We start from the raw sequence: 15,515 nt of genomic DNA on the forward strand, positions 1-15,515 counted from the left end.
GATGTGGAATCCAGGACTTCAGTGACTCATCAGCAGCGGCGGCCTTGGATTGTCGGGGTGTCCGGCGCTTCGGGTACCCCGTTCGCGGCCGCAGTTCTGCGCGGACTCCTGGCGGCCGGTGAGAGCGTGGACCTGGTGGTGAGCCGGGCCTCGCGGCTCACCCTGCTGGACGAGACCGGTATCGCGTTCCGGGACGGGCACTGGCGCGAGGACCTGCGCGGTTGGCTGGATCGCGGTGCGGACGGGAAGCCGGACGCCTTCGCGGTGGGGGACGCGGAGCTGGAGCGCGTACGCCACTGGCCGGCCGGTGATCTGGCCGCCGGGCCGTCCTCCGGGTCGTACCCGGCGAAGGGGATGCTGATCGTGCCGGCCTCGACGGCCTGTGTGGCCGGAGTGGCGCTCGGTCTGTCGAAGGATCTGCTCCAGCGGGCCGCGAGCGTGACGCTCAAGGAGCGCCGCCCGCTCGTGGTCGCGGTGCGCGAGACCCCGCTGAGCGGTCAGACGCTGAAGCAGATGGTGACCCTGGACGAGGCGGGCGCGGTCGTGCTGCCCGCCTCTCCGGCGTTCTACGCGGGTGCGACGCACATCCAGGACCTGGTGGACTTCGTCGCGGGGCGGGTGCTGGACGCGGCAGACGTGCCGCACCGGCTGTACCGCCGCTGGGAAGGAGAGCTCGGTGGCGGCTCCCGCAACCCGCAGGACCGGTAGGTCCCAGTCGGGCAGGTCCCGGTCGGACAGGTTCCGGTCGGACCTGTCCGGGTCAGTGCTTCTTGGGCGCGCGCGGGGAGCGGGTCTTGTCGACGCGGTGCGCGGCGGCGGGCTGGTGGGCACGCGAGCGGTTGGCCAGGTCCTGCAGCTCGCGCATCCGGGCGTAGGCCATCTCGATCGTGTACACGGTGAAGTTCACTCCTGAAGATTCGAAAGCGTTTCTTGGATGTTCTAGAAGATTTGCAGGGTCTCGGCCCCGCATGCCTTAGATTCTACACGTAAACTCGCGGTACTGCTGAACAATGGAAGGTTTCAGTCATATGGACGCGGTGGACAGGCAGCTCATCCAGGCCCTCAGGGAGAACGGCAGGGCCTCGTACGCCGAGCTGGGGCGGCTCGTGGGGCTCTCCGGGCCCAGCGTCACCGACCGCATCAACCGGCTGGAAACCGCCGGGGTCATCACCGGCTACCGCGCCACCGTCGACTCCGCGTCGCTGGGGCTCGGCGTGACCGCGCTGATCGGGATCTCGCTCTCGGACGCGGCCGACCACGAGGACGTGGCGGTCCGGCTGAAGGACCTCGCGGAGATCGAGGACTGCTGGTTCATCGCGGGCGACGACTCCTACATGCTCAAGGTCCGGGTCGGCGACGTGGACGGCCTGGAGAAGACGATCCGGCGCCTGAGCGGCACGAAGGGCGTCTCGCGGACCCGTACGACGATCGTGCTCTCCACCAAGTGGGAGAACCGGGTCGGGGAACTCCCCGAGGAGCCGTAGCGCGGAGCGCCGTAAAGGGGGCCCCTCCTGCCCGGAGGGTGGGGGAGTACGGTTGGTCGGAGTCTGAATGCACGGAGAAATGGGAGGCGGCCTAGTGGACGCGGGACTCAAGCGCGAGCTGGAGGAGAAGGTCCGGGCCGGCGAGCGGCTGACCCGCGAGGACGGGATCGCCCTCTACGAGTCCGACGACCTGGCGTGGCTGGGCGGGCTGGCGCACGAGGTGCGCATGCGCAAGAACGGCGACGTGGTGCACTTCAACGTCAACCGTCACCTCAACATGACCAACGTGTGCACCGCATCGTGCGCGTACTGCTCGTTCCAGCGCAAGCCGGGCGAGAAGGACGCGTACACGATGCGCATCGAGGAGGCCGTCCGCCTCGCCAAGGCGATGGAGGGCGAGAACCTCACCGAGCTGCACATCGTCAACGGACTGCACCCGACCCTCCCGTGGCGCTACTACCCGCGTTCGCTCAGTGCGCTGAAGGAAGCCCTGCCGGACGTCGCGCTGAAGGCGTTCACGGCGACGGAGATCCACCACTTCGAGACGATCTCCGGCCTCTCGGCCTCCGAGATCCTCGACGAGCTGATCGAGGCCGGTCTCGAATCGCTGACCGGCGGCGGCGCGGAGATCTTCGACTGGGAGGTCCGCCAGCACATCGTCGACCACCGCACCCACTGGGAGGACTGGTCGCGCATCCACCGTCTCGCGCACGAGAAGGGGCTCAAGACCCCCGCGACGATGCTGTACGGGCACATCGAGGAGCCCCGTCACCGCGTCGACCACGTGCTGCGGCTGCGGGAGATGCAGGACGAGACCGGCGGCTTCCAGGTCTTCATCCCGCTGCGCTACCAGCACGACTTCGTGGACATGAAGGACGGCAAGGTCCGCAACAAGCTCCAGGCGCGTACCACGATGGCGACCGGCGCGGAGGCGCTGAAGACCTTCGCGGTCTCCCGGCTGCTCTTCGACAACGTGCCGCACGTCAAGGTGTTCTGGGTGATGCACGGCGTGCAGACCGCCCAGCTCGCGTTGCAGCACGGCGCGGACGACATGGACGGCTCGGTCGTCGAGTACAAGATCACGCACGACGCCGACGACTTCGGCACGCCGAACAAGCTCGGCCGTGAGGACCTGCTGGACCTGATCCGCGACGCCGGTTTCCGGCCGGTCGAGCGGAACACCCGGTACGAGATCCTGCGCGAGTACCCGGGCCCGGACGCGGACCGGCGCGAGTCGCCGCAGCCGATGCGCGTCTGACGCGCACCCCGACCGTCCCCGCTCCGAAGGAAAGCCCCGGCCGCCGCCCCGACCGGGGCTTTCCCGCGTCCGGGCCAGCGGGCGGGGTGCCGGGCCGGGTCGCCGGGGCGGGCCGGGTCGCGTCGCCGGGCCGGATCGGGCCGCCGGGTCGCCTTCCGGGCTGTCGCCTGCCCATGCTGCGTAAACGATCCTCCTGCCCGTGCCGCGGAAAGGGGTTGAGCCGAGCAGCATGTAATGGTTAGCCTGCCTCTATGGCACTTACATTCGAGCTGGATCCCGACTTCACCCCCGCCCTGCGCGACGGCGTCACCGCCCTCTGGGCCGATGTCACCAACGCGGGCGGCGCCGTCGGCTTCGTCCCGCCCGTGACGGCCGAGGACGTCCGGCCCGACCTGCTCAAGCACCTCGTCGCCATCGAGCAGGGCCGCACCCGGCTGCTCGTCGGCCGCGACGAGGACGGTGTCGTCGCCGCCACCGCCTTCCTCACCCTCAACGACCACCGGCTGCTGCGGCACTGGCTGTGGCTCTACACCGTCATGGTCCACCCCCGCCACCAGGGCAAGGGGTACGGTCGCGACCTCATGGCCGCCACCGCCGACGCCGCCCGCTCCATCGAGGGCATCGAGGCGATCCGCCTCACCTGCCGGGGCGGCACCGGCGCCGACCGCTTCTACGCCGCCTGCGGATACAAGGAGGTCGGCCGGGTGCCGGACGCGATCCGGGTGGCCGACGGCGACGACCGCGACGACATCGTCATGCTGCTCCCGCTGGGGAGCGCCCACCGGGGATGAGCGGACAGCCCTTGGCCGCCCCCGGGCCCGGCAACCCCCTGAACCGAGAGAATTCGGGCCATGCTTCACTGGACGGGCAGAAGCGTGTCGAGAGTCCATGGGAAGAGAGGGCCAGCCGTGTCCGCTGCCAAGCCGAGCGCCTTGATCCGTTACACGGCGTTGCGCCTGCTGATCTTCGTCGGCTGCTTCCTCGCCGCCGGTGTCGCCGTCCACTTCGGGCTGGTGCCCGCAGGGCTCGGGGGCTCCAACGTCGTCTGGGTGATCCTCCTCGGCCTCCTTCTCTCCGCCCCGCTCAGCTATGTGCTGCTGCGCAGGCAGCGTGACGAGATGTCCGTGCAGATCGTCTCCACCGTCGACCGCACCAAGGCGCGCCTCGACGCCAACCGCACCCGCGAGGACGCGGTCCAGTAGCGCCGGCGGCGCCACCCCGTCCAGCCGACGCGCCGGACGCACCGGTAGGCGCCACGTAAGCTTCCTCACACGCGCACGCCGTGCGCACCCCTTCTCCGCCGGACCCCGGGCGGGAGCCGACCGGCTCCAGCACCGGGGTCCGTGGCGTTTCCCGCTGCTCTCCGGTGCCTTCCACCGCATTTCCGGCCATTCCTGCCCGGCGGAGCCCTGCCCCGGAGCCAAAGGCAGGCTTTGAGGTTCTCAAAGTTCAAGTGTTAACGTATTCGATGTGAAGACAGCTGTGCGCCTCCGTCATGCCGCGAGCATTCCGCTCGTGGCGCGCCTGCATGTCGATCTCTGCCGCTGTATGTCCGCGGTCTGTTGCCGCAAGGTCTGATACGGCATCATGCAGCGGCGCCGCCCCTGACGCGGGCGCCGCGACCCCGTCCCCGTTCCACCGCACGACCGCACGGATTGCCTCCGTGCGTCCCGATGCGTCCTTAACTGGAGTGTGTCCGTGTCCGCGAACCCCGCGTCCGCCGCCCCCGAGGCCGAGCAGCCCACCGGCTCCGGCCCCGGTTTCCGTATACCCAAGGTCCCGTTCTGGGCCCAGATCGTCGCCGGTCTGGTCCTCGGCGTGCTGCTCGGCTGGCTGGCCCGCAGCCAGGACCTCGGCTGGCTCGTCACCACCCTCGACGAGATCGGCTCGCTCTTCGTCCAGCTGCTGAAGCTGGCCGTCGCACCGCTGGTCTTCTTCGCGATCCTCGTGTCGATCACCAACCTGCGCCAGGTCAACAACGCCGCCCGGCTCGCCACCCGCACCCTGCTCTGGTTCATGATCACCTCGCTGATCGCGGTCGCCATCGGCCTCACGATCGGCCTGGTCACCAACCCGGGCTCCGGCACCGGCCTCACGCCGAAGGACGGCAAGCTCTCCGACACCAAGGGCAGCTGGATCGACTTCCTGACCGGCATCGTCCCGGACAACGTGATCACGCCGTTCACCGAGCTGAACGTGCTCCAGATCGTGTTCATGGCCGCCGTCGCCGGTATCGCCGCCCTCAAGCTCGGCGAGAAGGCCAAGCCGATCCTCACCCTCAGCCAGTCGATCCTGGAGCTGCTCCAGAAGGCCCTGTGGTGGGTCATCCGCCTCGCCCCGATCGGCACCGTCGGCCTCATCGGCTACGCCATCGCCGACTACGGCTGGGACCTCATCGGCAAGTACGCGACGTTCACCGCCGACGTCTACATCGGCTGCGCCCTGGTGATGTTCGGTGTCTACCCGCTGCTCCTGGCCACCGTCGCCAAGGTCAGCCCGCTCCAGTTCTTCAAGGGCGCCTGGCCCGCGATCCAGCTGGCCTTCGTCTCCCGCTCCTCGGTCGGCACCATGCCGGTCACCCAGCGGGTCACCGAGCGCCTCGGCGTTCCGAAGGAGTACGCCTCCTTCGCCGTCCCGTTCGGCGCGACCACGAAGATGGACGGCTGCGCCGCGATCTACCCGGCACTGGCGGCGATCTTCATCGCGCAGATCTTCGACGTGCAGCTGGGCATCGGCGACTACCTCCTGATCGCCTTCGTCTCGGTGATCGGCTCGGCGGCCACCGCCGGCCTCACCGGCGCGACGGTCATGCTGACCCTCACCCTGTCCACGCTGGGCCTCCCCCTGGAGGGCGTCGGCCTGCTGATGGCCATCGACCCGATCCTCGACATGATCCGCACCGCCACCAACGTGGCCGGCCAGGCGCTGGTCCCGGTGATCGTCGCGGCCCGGGAGAAGATCCTCGACCACGACGCGTACAACTCGGCCTCGTCCTCCCCGGTCGACGCCTTCGGCGGCACCGACCGGGACGAGGTCGCGGAGCCCAAAGGCGCGGTGCCGGTCACCGCGTAGCGCCCTGCGGCGGCAAGCCGTACACCGAGAGCGCCCCCGGTCCACCACGTACGTTCGAGTACGTGGACCGGGGGCGCTCTCATGTCACCCGGACCCGTTCAGGGGCGCTGGAAGAGGACCTCGCGCCGCGCGGCGTCGTCGGGCTGCGCGTCGACCCGGTCGCAGGCGGCACAGGTGAGGACCCGCCCGTCGGGCAGCTGCGTACCGGTCGACTCGTACGGATGGTCCGCGGACGCCACGACGTAACCCCGGCTCGCCAGTTCCTCCGCGAGCCCGGTCAGAGCGGCCAGAGCGGTCAGGGCGAGCGCCGCGGCGGTCGCGGCGATCCCGGCCGGTCCGGTGCGAAGGGAGATCGGCATGTCCGCAAAGCTGAGGGCTGTCCCGGGCGGGCACATCGGACGCCGGGTGGAGCCGGTGTCGCACCGGGGGAGGACCCTCCTCGTCCGCCGGTCGCGACAGGCCATCGCTCCGCGGGTGATCGCTCCCTGCGACGCCGGGGCCGTCCACCGCCGTACCCTGGGCGGTGAGCAGGGCAGTGGGGGCGGGGAGGAAGCCGGACGTGGGTGCTGTGAAGAGCAAACGGATGCCGCGCGCCGTGCGCGAGCAGCAGATGATGGACGCGGCGGTGCGGATCTTCGGGCAGCGCGGCTACCGGGCTGCCTCGATGGACGAGATCGCGGAGCTGGCGGGCGTCTCCAAGCCGTTGGTCTACCTGTACCTGAATTCCAAGGAAGAGCTGTTCTCCGCCTGTATCCGCCGCGAGGCCAAGGCACTGCTGGAGGCGGTGCGGGCCGGGGTGGAGCCGGGGCTGCCCGCCGACGGCCAACTGTGGGCGGGACTGCGGGCGTTCTTCCTGCACACCGCCGAGAATCCGGACGGCTGGTCGGTCCTGCACCGCCAGGCGCGCTCGCACGGGGAGCCGTTCGTCAGCGAGGTCGGCGGCATGAGGGACGAGATCGTCGCGTTCGTGACGGGCCTGATCGGGGCCGCCGCCCGCGAGGCCCACAGCGACCCCGCCCTGGCGGACCGGGACGTGGCAGGGCTCGCCCAGGCACTGGTGGGGGCCGCGGAGTCGCTGGCGGGCTGGGCCAACGACACCCCGGACGTCTCGGCCAAGGAGGCCGCGGCGACCCTGATGAACTTCGCCTGGGCGGGCCTGGAGAACCTGATGCACGCCCGGCCGTGGACGCCTCCGGCCACCTAGCCCCTCCGGTCGCCTAGCCCCTGCGGTCCACCGACCCCACGAGGTGCGCGCGCCCGTCGGCGCCGCGCAGTTCGAAGACGTTCCCAGGGCCGTCGGCCGCGTACGTCACGGTGGCGGGCAGCAGGACAGGGGCCCTGAACTCCGCCCGTACGCAACGGATTTCTGCCGGATCGCCGACCTCGGCGAGGCAGCGGGCGACGCTCCACATGCCGTGCGCGATGGCCCGGGGGAAGCCGAACGGCCGGGCGGTCAGCGGGTACAGGTGGATCGGGTTGCGGTCGCCGGAGACGGCTCCGTACCGCCGCCCCAGATCCCCGGGCAGCCACCATTCGGCGAGGCCGGGCAGGCTGTCGGCGGCCGGGACGGCCGGCTGGGCGACCGATTGGGCGGCGATGCCCGGGGCGGCGGCTGGGGCGGTGGGCGGAGCGGCTGCCGGGGCGGAAGCCTGTGAAGCCGACGCCTGATCGAGGGTCGCTGCTGCTGCCGTCTGCCGGTGCCGGGACAGATAGCCGCTGCGGGACTCCCACACCAGCTCCCCGCCCACCCGCGCCTCGGTCGCCATCGTGACCTCGGTGCCCCGCCGGTGCGGGGCCAACCCATCTGCGTACACCGTCAGTTCGAGCGGCTCGGTGGGCCGCATGGTCCGGTGCGGGGTGATCTCGATCCAGGTGTGGACGAGCCCGACGACCGGCAGCGGGAAGGCGCGTGCGGTCATCAGCCGCAGGGTGAGCGGGAAGGCCGTCACATGCGGGTACGTGAGCGGAAGAGGCCCGGACTCCGGGAAGCCGCAGACCCTGCCGTACGCCGCGAGGGGGCCGGGCGCGACGGGCGCGGCCGGGCGGGTGAGGCGGCTCGGCGGCAGCGTGACGTCCGGCCGCACGGCGCGCTTGAACGGTGAGGAGAGAGCCCCGCGCACGAGCGAGGCGCTGAGTGAGGTCATCGGCCTCGCGCCCCCAGCGGGCTCTGGCCGCAGACCCGCAGCATCTGGCCGCTGACGTACGCGGACCGGGGGGAGAGGGGCGGGAGGGGTGAGAGGGGGAAGTGGAGGGCGAACTCGGCGGACTGAGGTGTTGCGCCGTCCGGGATCTGCGGGCGCCGGGCGGTGGAGCCGAGGCCGGTCCCCTTGCCCGGCGACCGGGCGAGGCCCTCCAACACCCGCTGGGCAGCGGCCTGATGGTGATCCCCGGAGGAGGGTGGCCTGCCGATGACGACGATCCGGCCAACGGGAGCCGGCGACCGTACAGCGGGATGGAGGGCGTCCAGGACGGCGGGGCGGGGATCGGGATGGGGAGCGTCCGGGGCAACGGCGTGGGGAGCGTCCAGGCGCGGCGTGTGCGGGGGCCGGCGGTGCGGCGCGGCGGGGCGCGGCAGGCCGGCCCGCCGGGTGAGGAAGCGGCCGGGAGTTGTGGCGGTGAGGTGCGGATAGCGATCGGCCATTGTCCTGACTCCCTGCGTGGTCGTAGATTTACTCTTGAGTAAGGTTACTGAAGAGTCAGGAGCTGGTCGAGATGAGCGATCCCGGACCGACCGGACCGGGCCGGCCACCGTGACGCCGTCGCGCCTGCCGCCGTCACCGTGCGCCGCCGGGAGGTGGGCCACGAGGAGGAGAGCCGGTCGTCCGCCACGAGCCGCCCGCGCCTGGCGGCCGCGTGCGAACGAGGCTTCCTGAGCTGCCGGGTGGTTGTCTGCCGGGGACCTGGGCCGCGACCAGAGACCCGCGCCCGGGATCGACGTCCGAGCAACTGGAGGGACTGAAGCCGGTGTTCGTGGCAGCAGGCCCCAACACCGCGATGGCGGCGGGCCATTCGACGCCGCTGATGGACGGACGGCTCCGGCTTCTGCCGGAAGGCCGCCCCCGGCTGCTGCCGGACGGACGAACCGGTGAAACGACCCGCCCGACCCCCGAACCGAGGAGCCGCACGTGTCAACGCCACCTTCCGCCCCCGCACCTTCCACGGCCCACGCACCCGCAGCCCCGCCCGTCCTGGTCGAGCCGGCGAAGAGGCTGGGTCCCGACGGCAGGGTCCAGGAGGTCTCCGTACCGAAGTTCGCGCCGGCCGTGGAGCACGGCTCGCTGGCCGAGATCCCGTTCGACAACGCCCGGGAGGCTCCGGGCGAGCCGGTCCTCAGCCGCAAGGACGCCGAGGGCGGCTGGCGGGACGTGAGCGCCGCCGAGTTCGCCGCCGAGGTGCTGGCGGTGGCCAAGGGCCTGATGGCGGAGGGGCTGCGGGCCGGTGACCGGGTCGCGATCATGGCCCGTACGACGTACGAGTGGACGCTGCTGGACTTCGCGTCCTGGGCGGCGGGCCTGGTGACGGTCCCGATCTACCCCACCTCCTCCGCCTTCCAGGCCCGCTGGATCCTCCAGAATTCGGGCGCGGCGGCGTGCGCGGTGGAGACGAAGGAACAGGGCCGGATGATCAGCCAGGAGCGCAGGCAACTCGCCGGCCTGGCACATCTGTGGCAGTTCGACACGGGAGCCATCGGCCACCTCAAGTCGCTGGGCAAGGACATCCCGGACGCGGCGGTGGCGGCTCGCCGGGCCACCCTGGAACCGGACAGCCCCGCCACCCTCATCTACACCTCGGGCACCACGGGCCGGCCGAAGGGCTGCGTCCTGACCCACGGCAACTTCTTCGCCGAGGTCGACAACGCGATCGAACTGCTCCACCCGGTCTTCAAGTCGGTCTCGAAGGACCCCGCCTCCACGCTCCTCTTCCTCCCCCTCTCGCACGTGTTCGGCCGCATGGTGGCGATCGGCTGCATGCGGGCGAGGGTGCGCCTGGGCCACGCCCCCTCGATCCGGACCGAGGACCTGCTGGCCGACCTGGCGGGCTTCCGCCCCACCTTCCTCCTCGCCATCCCGTACGTCCTGGAGAAGGTCTACAACACGGGCCGCGCGACGGCCGAGAAGATGGGCCGGGCCTCCTCGTTCGACCGGGCGGCCCGCATGGCCCAGCGCTACGGCAAGGCGGTCGAGGCCGCCGAACACGGCACCGGACCGGGCCCCGGCCTCGGCCTGCGCGCGGCCCGCGCCCTGTACGACCCGCTGGTCTACCGCCGTATCCGGGCGGCGCTCGGCGGGAGGGTCCGGTACGTGATCTGCGGCGGCTCCCCGCTGGGCCATCGGCTCGCCGCGTTCTACGAGGGCGCGGGCATCAGCGTCTTCGAGGGCTACGGCCTCACCGAGACCACCGCCGCCCACACGGTGACCCCGCCCCTCAAACCCCGCCTGGGCACGGTCGGCTGGCCGCTTCCGGGGACGTCGGTGCGCATCGCGGACGACGGCGAGGTGCTGCTCAAGGGCGGCCAGGTCTTCCGGGGCTACTGGGACGCCGAACGGGCGGAGGTGGCCCCGGCGCTCCTGCCGGAGGGCTGGTTCCCCACGGGCGACCTGGGCGTGCTGGACGAGGACGGCTATCTGACGATCACGGGCCGCAAGAAGGACATCATCATCACGTCGGGCGGCAAGAACGTCACCCCGGCCCCCCTGGAGGACTGGCTGCGCGCCCACCCCCTGATCAGCCAGTGCATGGTCGTCGGCGACAACCGCTCGTTCATCACCGCCCTGATCACCCTGGAGCCGGACGGCCTCCAGCACTGGCGCCGGATGACCGGGAAACAGGACATCCCGCTGCGGGACCTGGTCCACGACGAGGATCTGCGTACGTCACTCCAGCGGGCGGTCGACGAGGCCAACCGCCTGGTCTCGCGGGCCGAGTCGATCCGGAAGTTCACGGTCCTGCCGGTGGACTTCACGGAGGAGAGCGGCCACCTGACACCGTCGCTGAAGCTGAAACGGGACGCGATCACACGGGACTTCACGGGGGAGATCGAGGCGTTGTACCGGAGGTGAGGGGGCTCCGTCCCCGGTCGGCCGGAGCCCGGCCGACCGGGACCCGGGTCAGGCTGCCCGGAGCACGTCACAGGAGCAGTGGCGGAACTCCAGACCGAGTTCGCGGTCCACGGCCGCGCTCGAACGCGTGGCGGCGTCGGAGACCTTCTCCCAGGAGCCGTACTTCAGGTAGAGCTGGTCGGCTGTCGGGCCGAGGGGGTTGCCGTACTTCTTCTGGTTGCGTGCCTCCAGCTCCGCGACCTGTTCCGGGGTCATGCCGGCGCGGACGACGTCCTTGGCGTCGTTGCGCATCTGGACCAGAGTGCGGGCGATGTCCTCCTCCGAGCGTCCTTCGGCACGCATGGCGCACTCCGTGCGCTCCATGTCCTCAAGGAGGTCGTGATAGCGCATCCGCTGATCGCGGGCGACCTCGCGCTCCTGCGGAGTCTCGCTCCGGATCAGGCACACGACCGGTTCCGGACTGGTGCAGTCACCGTGATCCGGAGCTGCCTGGGAGACGGGCGCGACGATGACCGAACCGCATTCGGCGGACGCCGCGCACGGGGGCGCTGTGTGCTCGGCGGCATAGGCGGTCTGAAGCGGAAGGAAGACAACTTGGGCGACCAGCAGCGTGGGAACCACGCGGCGGGCCAGCGAACGCAGACTGTTCAGTGACATGCGCTCATCGTTCGGCACCCGACCACGAGACCGAAGCATGGCGAGGCCGGGCCACCCCTGCGGGCGGCCGACTCCACTCCGCCGGGTGAAGACGGCCCCGGGCAGGCTGCGGCCGGCTCCACTCCGTCGGGTGAAGCCGCTCTCACAGGTCGTCGGGCAGCAACCGGAATGCCTTGTGCCCGGTCAGCGGCCGGACCATACGGAAGTGGCGGTCCGAGGTGAAGACGACCTCGGTACGGTACGCGGCGGCCAGAGCGACGTTCATCGCGTCCGCCAGCCCGATGCCTTTGCCGCCGTCCGCGTAACCCTCCGCGACGACGATCGCCGCGCTCAGGTGTGGGCCGACGGCGGGGATCTCGAACCTGCGGGTGGCTGCGTTGCGTTCGATGAACCGTGGTGCTGTCAGGGCCTTGTCGGCGCCTGCACTGGTGGTGATCAGGTAGTCCAGTTCGGCAAGGACGAGCGGGGAGATGATCAGGTGGCTGATCGTTGCCGGCGCCTTCTTGTGTGGGGTGCGCGGTTCCTGGCGTCGGGTGCTGTTCGGCCGGGCGCCGGGCCTTGACCGTGGTGCGAGACTTCCGGCATGGACATGGGGCGCGAGTCGCGATGGGAGAAGGACGCGATGACGGTGGAGGTCGTCTTCGCTCTGGTGACCGCGGTCGCCCTTGCTGCGGCGGTCTTTGCCGTCGCGCTGGCCCTCACCCTCGTCTTCGACCTCTCTGGTTCGGCGTCCAAAGGTGTGCTGACAGGGGGAGCCCTGGTCGGGGTGACGGCCGGAGTGTGGCGTCTGGTGCGGGTGCTGTACCGCTTCGACGCGGAGCGCCGCAAAGGCCACTGACGACAGCAGCGGGAGCCCGTTCAGAACTGGAGTGCGCGGATCAGGCGTCGCGCGGTCCTGGCGTCGATCGAGCCCAGGTCCAGGAGGCCACGGGTGTTCTCCCGTACGGATACGGAGAGGGCGCCGCCGCCCGTGGCCTGCGGGAAGACCTGGCCCAGCATGGCCCTCACGATGTCGGGGTCCGGCCGTTCGGTGGTCGGCGGCACCGCACCCAGCAGCCGGGCCAGCCGTGCGGCGTCGTCGACCTGGACGGGCCCCAGGGTGATGCGGCCCTGCCGGACCCGTAGTCCGGGAAGCTCGATGCGGTGAGCCGCGCAGATCTCCCGCAGGGCGCGGGCGGCCTTCAGCGTGCGCTTGGTTCCGGTACGGATCAGGCGGGCCAACTGCCGTGCGTCGGCGGGGCTGAGAGGCGTGATCCGTACGCGGTTCTCCGCCACCGTGTCCGTGGCTCCCGCGCTCAGCCCCGCCTCGCCGAGCGCGGCGCGCAGCTCAGCGGCGGGTGAGGGCGGTGCGGGCATGCGTGTGTCGTTCATCGGTGGCTCCTGAGCGGCTGGTCGGTCGGCGGCAGAGGGAGGGCGGAGACCGGGTACGCCGTCCAGCGCCAGGTCCCGTCGGGGGCGGTCAGTTCGTACGCGTAACCCTGGCCGCGCCGCAGGCTCTCCACGGCTGCCTCGGCACTCCGGTGGTCGCCGAGCCAGGACCAGGCCCGGTGAAAGGTGTCACGGTCGAGTCGCGGCGTCAGCCGTCGCACGGATGCGCGCATCCAGGCCACGGCCTGACCGGGCGCGGTGGTGACCAGGCCGTCCGGAGGCTCTGCGGCCGGCACGGGGTCGACATCTGCGTGACACCAATAGGTGCGCGGCAGAGGCCTGTTCACGTGGCGGGCACGGGTGCCGTGGTGCGGATGTCGGCCCAGACGTCCTTGCCGTCCCGCCGCATCACCGTCCCGCACTGCGCCGCGAGCGCCGCGATCAGGAGCACTCCGCGTCCGCTCTCCTCGCTCCAGCCGGGGTCGCGACGCTCGGGCGGAGCAGTGTCGGAATCGCTGACGGTCACGCGTACGCCGTCCGGCCTGCGCCGCAGGGTGATGGTGCAGAGCGGCGACCCGGTGTGCCGCATGACGTTGGTCAGCAGCTCGTGGGCGCAGAGCGTGGCGGCGTCGCTCAGGTCGCGCAGGTCCCAGAGGTCGAGGTGTGCGCTGACGATGCGGCGCATGATCGCGAGCGTCTCGGGGCGGGCGACGAGTTCCTGGCGGTAGTCGGGCGGGTCCAACTCGATGGTGGGGGTGATGGCCATCGGTTCCTCCAGAACGAAGTGAGTGCCGCGCACACGGTCGACATTCCGTGATCGGGTGGGCGCTGTTGGTTACGGGAAGATAGTGGTGTGCGAAGCATCTCTTAGGCAAGTATTTCTTCACGGCTTCATCCGGGAGGGTGCAATATTCCGAAGTGTGTTGTGCCTGAGCGAACTTGGCCGCCAGGATGACGCCATGGCTCAGAGCGACATGCCCACGATGCGGAGCCGCCGACTCGGCGGTGAACTGCGACAGCTCCGATTGGACGCCGGTCTCAAGGTCCAGGACGCGGCGGAGGCCCTGGAGTGTGGGCAGCCGAAGATCAGCCAGATCGAGAACGGCAAGCGGGGCATTCGCCCGCTCGACCTGACGACCCTCCTCAACCTCTACGGAGTGGAGGACGAGCGGCAGCGGGCCAGCCTGAAGCGGCTGGCGAAGGAGATCCACAAGGTCGACTGGTGGAGCGGGCAGGGGCCGTTTCTCCACGATGTCCTGAAGGACTACCTGATGCTGGAGGCGGACTCGCAAGCGGTCCGCACGTTCGAACCGATGGTCATTCCGGGGCTGCTCCAGACCGAGGCGTACATGCGCCACCTGTACGCGGTGGCGTCACCGGCCGACCAAGTGGAATCCCTCGTCGATACCCGCATGAAGCGCAAGGAGTTGCTCGGCGACAAGCTCGGCTTCAGGCTCCGAGCCGTGATCGACGCCCCCGCACTACACCGCATCGGAGGTGGGCCGGACCTGATTGCCGGGCAGTTGGACCACCTGCTGGAGGCAGGTTCGTCGTCGAATGTCAGCATTCAGGTGCTGCCGCTGAATTCCGCCCTGCCGATGGAGCAGTACGCGCCGTTCACCGTCTTCGGGCTACAGGCCGATCCGCCGGTGGAAGTGGTGTGGTTGGAGCACATCACCGGTGGTACGTTGCTGGAGCAGCGCCCCGATGTGCAGGCGTATATCAAGGCGTGGGACGAATTGACCGCTGCCGCTCTGTCACCCACTGCATCCCGGCAGTACATTCGCGACCTCATCGAGAAAACGAGATCATGATCGAGGAATCGGCTCCCCGAGTTTCGGAGACCGAGCTTGAACGTGCACGCTGGCACAAGAGCACGTACAGCGGGTCGAACAACGGCTGCGTCGAGCACGCCCTTTTGGCCTCCGGCCGTCACGCGATCCGCGACACCAAGGACCGAACCCTCGGCGCGCACACTTTCGCCCCCGCCCAGTGGCAGGCCTTCATCGCCGCCGTACGGGACAGCCTTCTCTGAAAAGCGTTACCAGAGCGTAGAGGTGGACACAGCAGATGGCGCGATACGGCCTGCCCGACAGTGCCTGGGTGAAGTCTTCGTTCAGCGGTGACAACGGGGGGACATGCGTCGAGACCCAACCGACGCCGGACGGCCTCGTCGCCATCGGTGACAGCAAGGACCGCGCCCTTGGCGCGCACATCTTCGGCCCGGAGCAGTGGCAGGCCTTTGTCACCGCCGTACAGGACGGCTCCCTCTAAAGGGCGTTGCGGGCGAGGCTCCAGCCCCGGATCACTCCCCCGGCCGGGGCTTGCGCTGCCTGCCCCGGCCTGCCTTCAGTGGCTGCGCCTGCGGTGCAGTCACCGTCGGCCGTTCCTCGGCGCGCGGGTGCAGGAGGCGTCGGGCCTCGGCGAGGTTGGCCGCCGTGCCGTGTGGCTCCCAGGCGTACCCGTTCCATCGCTGGATGACGCGAGGCGCGTCCGGGTTGAGGTGGGCGCCCTTGGGGCCGTCGCCGGTCACGAGCGGCATGGCGCGGAGCCGGCCGATCTTCGCGTCCCGGCGTTCCGCCCAGTCCGACAGCGGCTCGTCGTCCATCGTGCTTC

21 protein-coding genes and 1 pseudogene are annotated in these 15,515 nt (G+C 70.4%); 12 read left to right on the forward strand and 10 right to left on the reverse strand.

What is annotated here, in order from left to right; translation table 11 throughout:
- The first annotated feature begins 21 nt into the window (after window positions 1-21).
- The gene (locus ACGF2Y_RS22210) at window positions 22-708 is read left to right on the forward strand and encodes a UbiX family flavin prenyltransferase (RefSeq protein WP_392950106.1); all 687 of its coding nucleotides are present in this window, start codon (window positions 22-24) and stop codon (window positions 706-708) included.
- Window positions 709-760: 52 nt separating this feature from the next.
- Here ACGF2Y_RS22210 and ACGF2Y_RS22215 read toward each other — a convergent pair whose 3' ends face one another.
- Window positions 761-907, reverse strand: a complete 147-nt coding sequence (locus ACGF2Y_RS22215) for a hypothetical protein (protein WP_392950419.1) — start codon at window positions 905-907, stop codon at window positions 761-763.
- Window positions 908-1,028: 121 nt separating this feature from the next.
- Between ACGF2Y_RS22215 and ACGF2Y_RS22220 the strand changes: the two genes are divergently transcribed.
- The 5 genes from ACGF2Y_RS22220 to ACGF2Y_RS22240 all read left to right on the forward strand — a co-directional run bounded on the left by ACGF2Y_RS22220 (window position 1,029) and on the right by ACGF2Y_RS22240 (window position 5,814).
- On the forward strand, window positions 1,029-1,484 hold the full coding sequence (locus ACGF2Y_RS22220; RefSeq protein ID WP_392950108.1) for an Lrp/AsnC family transcriptional regulator: 456 nt from the start codon (window positions 1,029-1,031) through the stop codon (window positions 1,482-1,484).
- 94 nt (window positions 1,485-1,578) lie between these two features.
- Window positions 1,579-2,742, forward strand: a complete 1,164-nt coding sequence (gene mqnE, locus ACGF2Y_RS22225) for an aminofutalosine synthase MqnE (protein WP_392950397.1) — start codon at window positions 1,579-1,581, stop codon at window positions 2,740-2,742.
- 251 nt (window positions 2,743-2,993) lie between these two features.
- Window positions 2,994-3,533, forward strand: a complete 540-nt coding sequence (locus ACGF2Y_RS22230; protein WP_392950110.1) for a GNAT family N-acetyltransferase — start codon at window positions 2,994-2,996, stop codon at window positions 3,531-3,533.
- 117 nt (window positions 3,534-3,650) lie between these two features.
- Entirely contained in the window at window positions 3,651-3,944 is a 294-nt protein-coding gene (locus tag ACGF2Y_RS22235) for a DUF4229 domain-containing protein (RefSeq protein WP_392950113.1), read from the forward strand.
- 496 nt (window positions 3,945-4,440) lie between these two features.
- Window positions 4,441-5,814: a dicarboxylate/amino acid:cation symporter gene (locus tag ACGF2Y_RS22240; protein WP_392950116.1), complete on the forward strand. Its 1,374-nt coding sequence runs from the start codon at window positions 4,441-4,443 to the stop codon at window positions 5,812-5,814.
- A gap of 98 nt (window positions 5,815-5,912) precedes the next feature.
- Here ACGF2Y_RS22240 and ACGF2Y_RS22245 read toward each other — a convergent pair whose 3' ends face one another.
- Window positions 5,913-6,173, reverse strand: a complete 261-nt coding sequence (locus ACGF2Y_RS22245; protein ID WP_392950119.1) for a hypothetical protein — start codon at window positions 6,171-6,173, stop codon at window positions 5,913-5,915.
- Window positions 6,174-6,373: 200 nt separating this feature from the next.
- Between ACGF2Y_RS22245 and ACGF2Y_RS22250 the strand changes: the two genes are divergently transcribed.
- Window positions 6,374-7,018 carry a TetR/AcrR family transcriptional regulator gene (locus ACGF2Y_RS22250; protein WP_392950122.1) on the forward strand — a complete coding sequence of 215 codons (645 nt, stop codon included), beginning with the start codon at window positions 6,374-6,376 and terminating at the stop codon, window positions 7,016-7,018.
- 13 nt (window positions 7,019-7,031) lie between these two features.
- Here ACGF2Y_RS22250 and ACGF2Y_RS22255 read toward each other — a convergent pair whose 3' ends face one another.
- Together ACGF2Y_RS22255 and ACGF2Y_RS22260 are read right to left on the reverse strand one after the other, a co-directional pair.
- Complete coding sequence (locus ACGF2Y_RS22255) at window positions 7,032-7,958, reverse strand: MaoC/PaaZ C-terminal domain-containing protein (RefSeq protein ID WP_392950125.1); 927 nt, start codon at window positions 7,956-7,958, stop codon at window positions 7,032-7,034.
- Window positions 7,955-8,455, reverse strand: a complete 501-nt coding sequence (locus tag ACGF2Y_RS22260) for a hypothetical protein (RefSeq protein ID WP_392950128.1) — start codon at window positions 8,453-8,455, stop codon at window positions 7,955-7,957. The genes ACGF2Y_RS22255 and ACGF2Y_RS22260 overlap by 4 nt, the downstream gene beginning before the upstream one ends.
- Before the next feature lie 484 nt (window positions 8,456-8,939).
- Between ACGF2Y_RS22260 and ACGF2Y_RS22265 the strand changes: the two genes are divergently transcribed.
- Window positions 8,940-10,874, forward strand: a complete 1,935-nt coding sequence (locus ACGF2Y_RS22265; RefSeq protein WP_392950131.1) for an AMP-dependent synthetase/ligase — start codon at window positions 8,940-8,942, stop codon at window positions 10,872-10,874.
- Between the two features lie 48 nt (window positions 10,875-10,922).
- On the opposite strand, the gene ACGF2Y_RS22270 is transcribed toward ACGF2Y_RS22265, so the two are convergent.
- Entirely contained in the window at window positions 10,923-11,531 is a 609-nt protein-coding gene (locus ACGF2Y_RS22270) for a hypothetical protein (protein WP_392950133.1), read from the reverse strand.
- A 142-nt stretch (window positions 11,532-11,673) separates the two neighbouring features.
- Window positions 11,674-12,027, reverse strand: a pseudogene (locus tag ACGF2Y_RS22275) (PIN domain-containing protein); the annotation flags it as partial.
- A gap of 87 nt (window positions 12,028-12,114) precedes the next feature.
- Between ACGF2Y_RS22275 and ACGF2Y_RS22280 the strand changes: the two are divergent.
- Window positions 12,115-12,369 (forward strand): DUF6332 family protein, encoded by a 255-nt coding sequence (locus ACGF2Y_RS22280; protein ID WP_392950400.1) that lies wholly within the window; start codon window positions 12,115-12,117, stop codon window positions 12,367-12,369.
- 20 nt (window positions 12,370-12,389) lie between these two features.
- Here ACGF2Y_RS22280 and ACGF2Y_RS22285 read toward each other — a convergent pair whose 3' ends face one another.
- The 3 genes from ACGF2Y_RS22285 to ACGF2Y_RS22295 are packed head-to-tail and all read right to left on the reverse strand — an operon-like array spanning window position 12,390 to window position 13,665.
- On the reverse strand, window positions 12,390-12,902 hold the full coding sequence (locus ACGF2Y_RS22285) for a hypothetical protein (protein WP_392950134.1): 513 nt from the start codon (window positions 12,900-12,902) through the stop codon (window positions 12,390-12,392).
- Window positions 12,899-13,195: a hypothetical protein gene (locus ACGF2Y_RS22290; protein ID WP_392950137.1), complete on the reverse strand. Its 297-nt coding sequence runs from the start codon at window positions 13,193-13,195 to the stop codon at window positions 12,899-12,901. Before ACGF2Y_RS22290 ends, ACGF2Y_RS22285 begins: the two co-directional genes overlap by 4 nt.
- A gap of 47 nt (window positions 13,196-13,242) precedes the next feature.
- Window positions 13,243-13,665 (reverse strand): ATP-binding protein, encoded by a 423-nt coding sequence (locus ACGF2Y_RS22295; RefSeq protein ID WP_392950138.1) that lies wholly within the window; start codon window positions 13,663-13,665, stop codon window positions 13,243-13,245.
- Window positions 13,666-13,858: 193 nt separating this feature from the next.
- Between ACGF2Y_RS22295 and ACGF2Y_RS22300 the strand changes: the two genes are divergently transcribed.
- Genes ACGF2Y_RS22300 through ACGF2Y_RS22310 form a run of 3 tightly spaced genes read left to right on the forward strand, consistent with a single transcriptional unit; the run spans window position 13,859 to window position 15,173 of the window.
- On the forward strand, window positions 13,859-14,713 hold the full coding sequence (locus tag ACGF2Y_RS22300; RefSeq protein ID WP_103531531.1) for a helix-turn-helix transcriptional regulator: 855 nt from the start codon (window positions 13,859-13,861) through the stop codon (window positions 14,711-14,713).
- Window positions 14,710-14,934 carry a DUF397 domain-containing protein gene (locus tag ACGF2Y_RS22305; RefSeq protein WP_103531532.1) on the forward strand — a complete coding sequence of 75 codons (225 nt, stop codon included), beginning with the start codon at window positions 14,710-14,712 and terminating at the stop codon, window positions 14,932-14,934. Before ACGF2Y_RS22300 ends, ACGF2Y_RS22305 begins: the two co-directional genes overlap by 4 nt.
- Window positions 14,935-14,969: 35 nt before the next feature.
- Window positions 14,970-15,173, forward strand: a complete 204-nt coding sequence (locus ACGF2Y_RS22310) for a DUF397 domain-containing protein (protein ID WP_392950143.1) — start codon at window positions 14,970-14,972, stop codon at window positions 15,171-15,173.
- Between the two features lie 31 nt (window positions 15,174-15,204).
- On the opposite strand, the gene ACGF2Y_RS22315 is transcribed toward ACGF2Y_RS22310, so the two are convergent.
- The gene (locus ACGF2Y_RS22315) at window positions 15,205-15,507 is read right to left on the reverse strand and encodes a DUF6087 family protein (protein WP_392950146.1); all 303 of its coding nucleotides are present in this window, start codon (window positions 15,505-15,507) and stop codon (window positions 15,205-15,207) included.
- Window positions 15,508-15,515 lie beyond the last annotated feature (8 nt).

Origin of the sequence: Streptomyces sp. NPDC048142, assembly GCF_043202835.1 — a bacterium.
GTDB lineage: Bacteria > Actinomycetota > Actinomycetes > Streptomycetales > Streptomycetaceae > Streptomyces.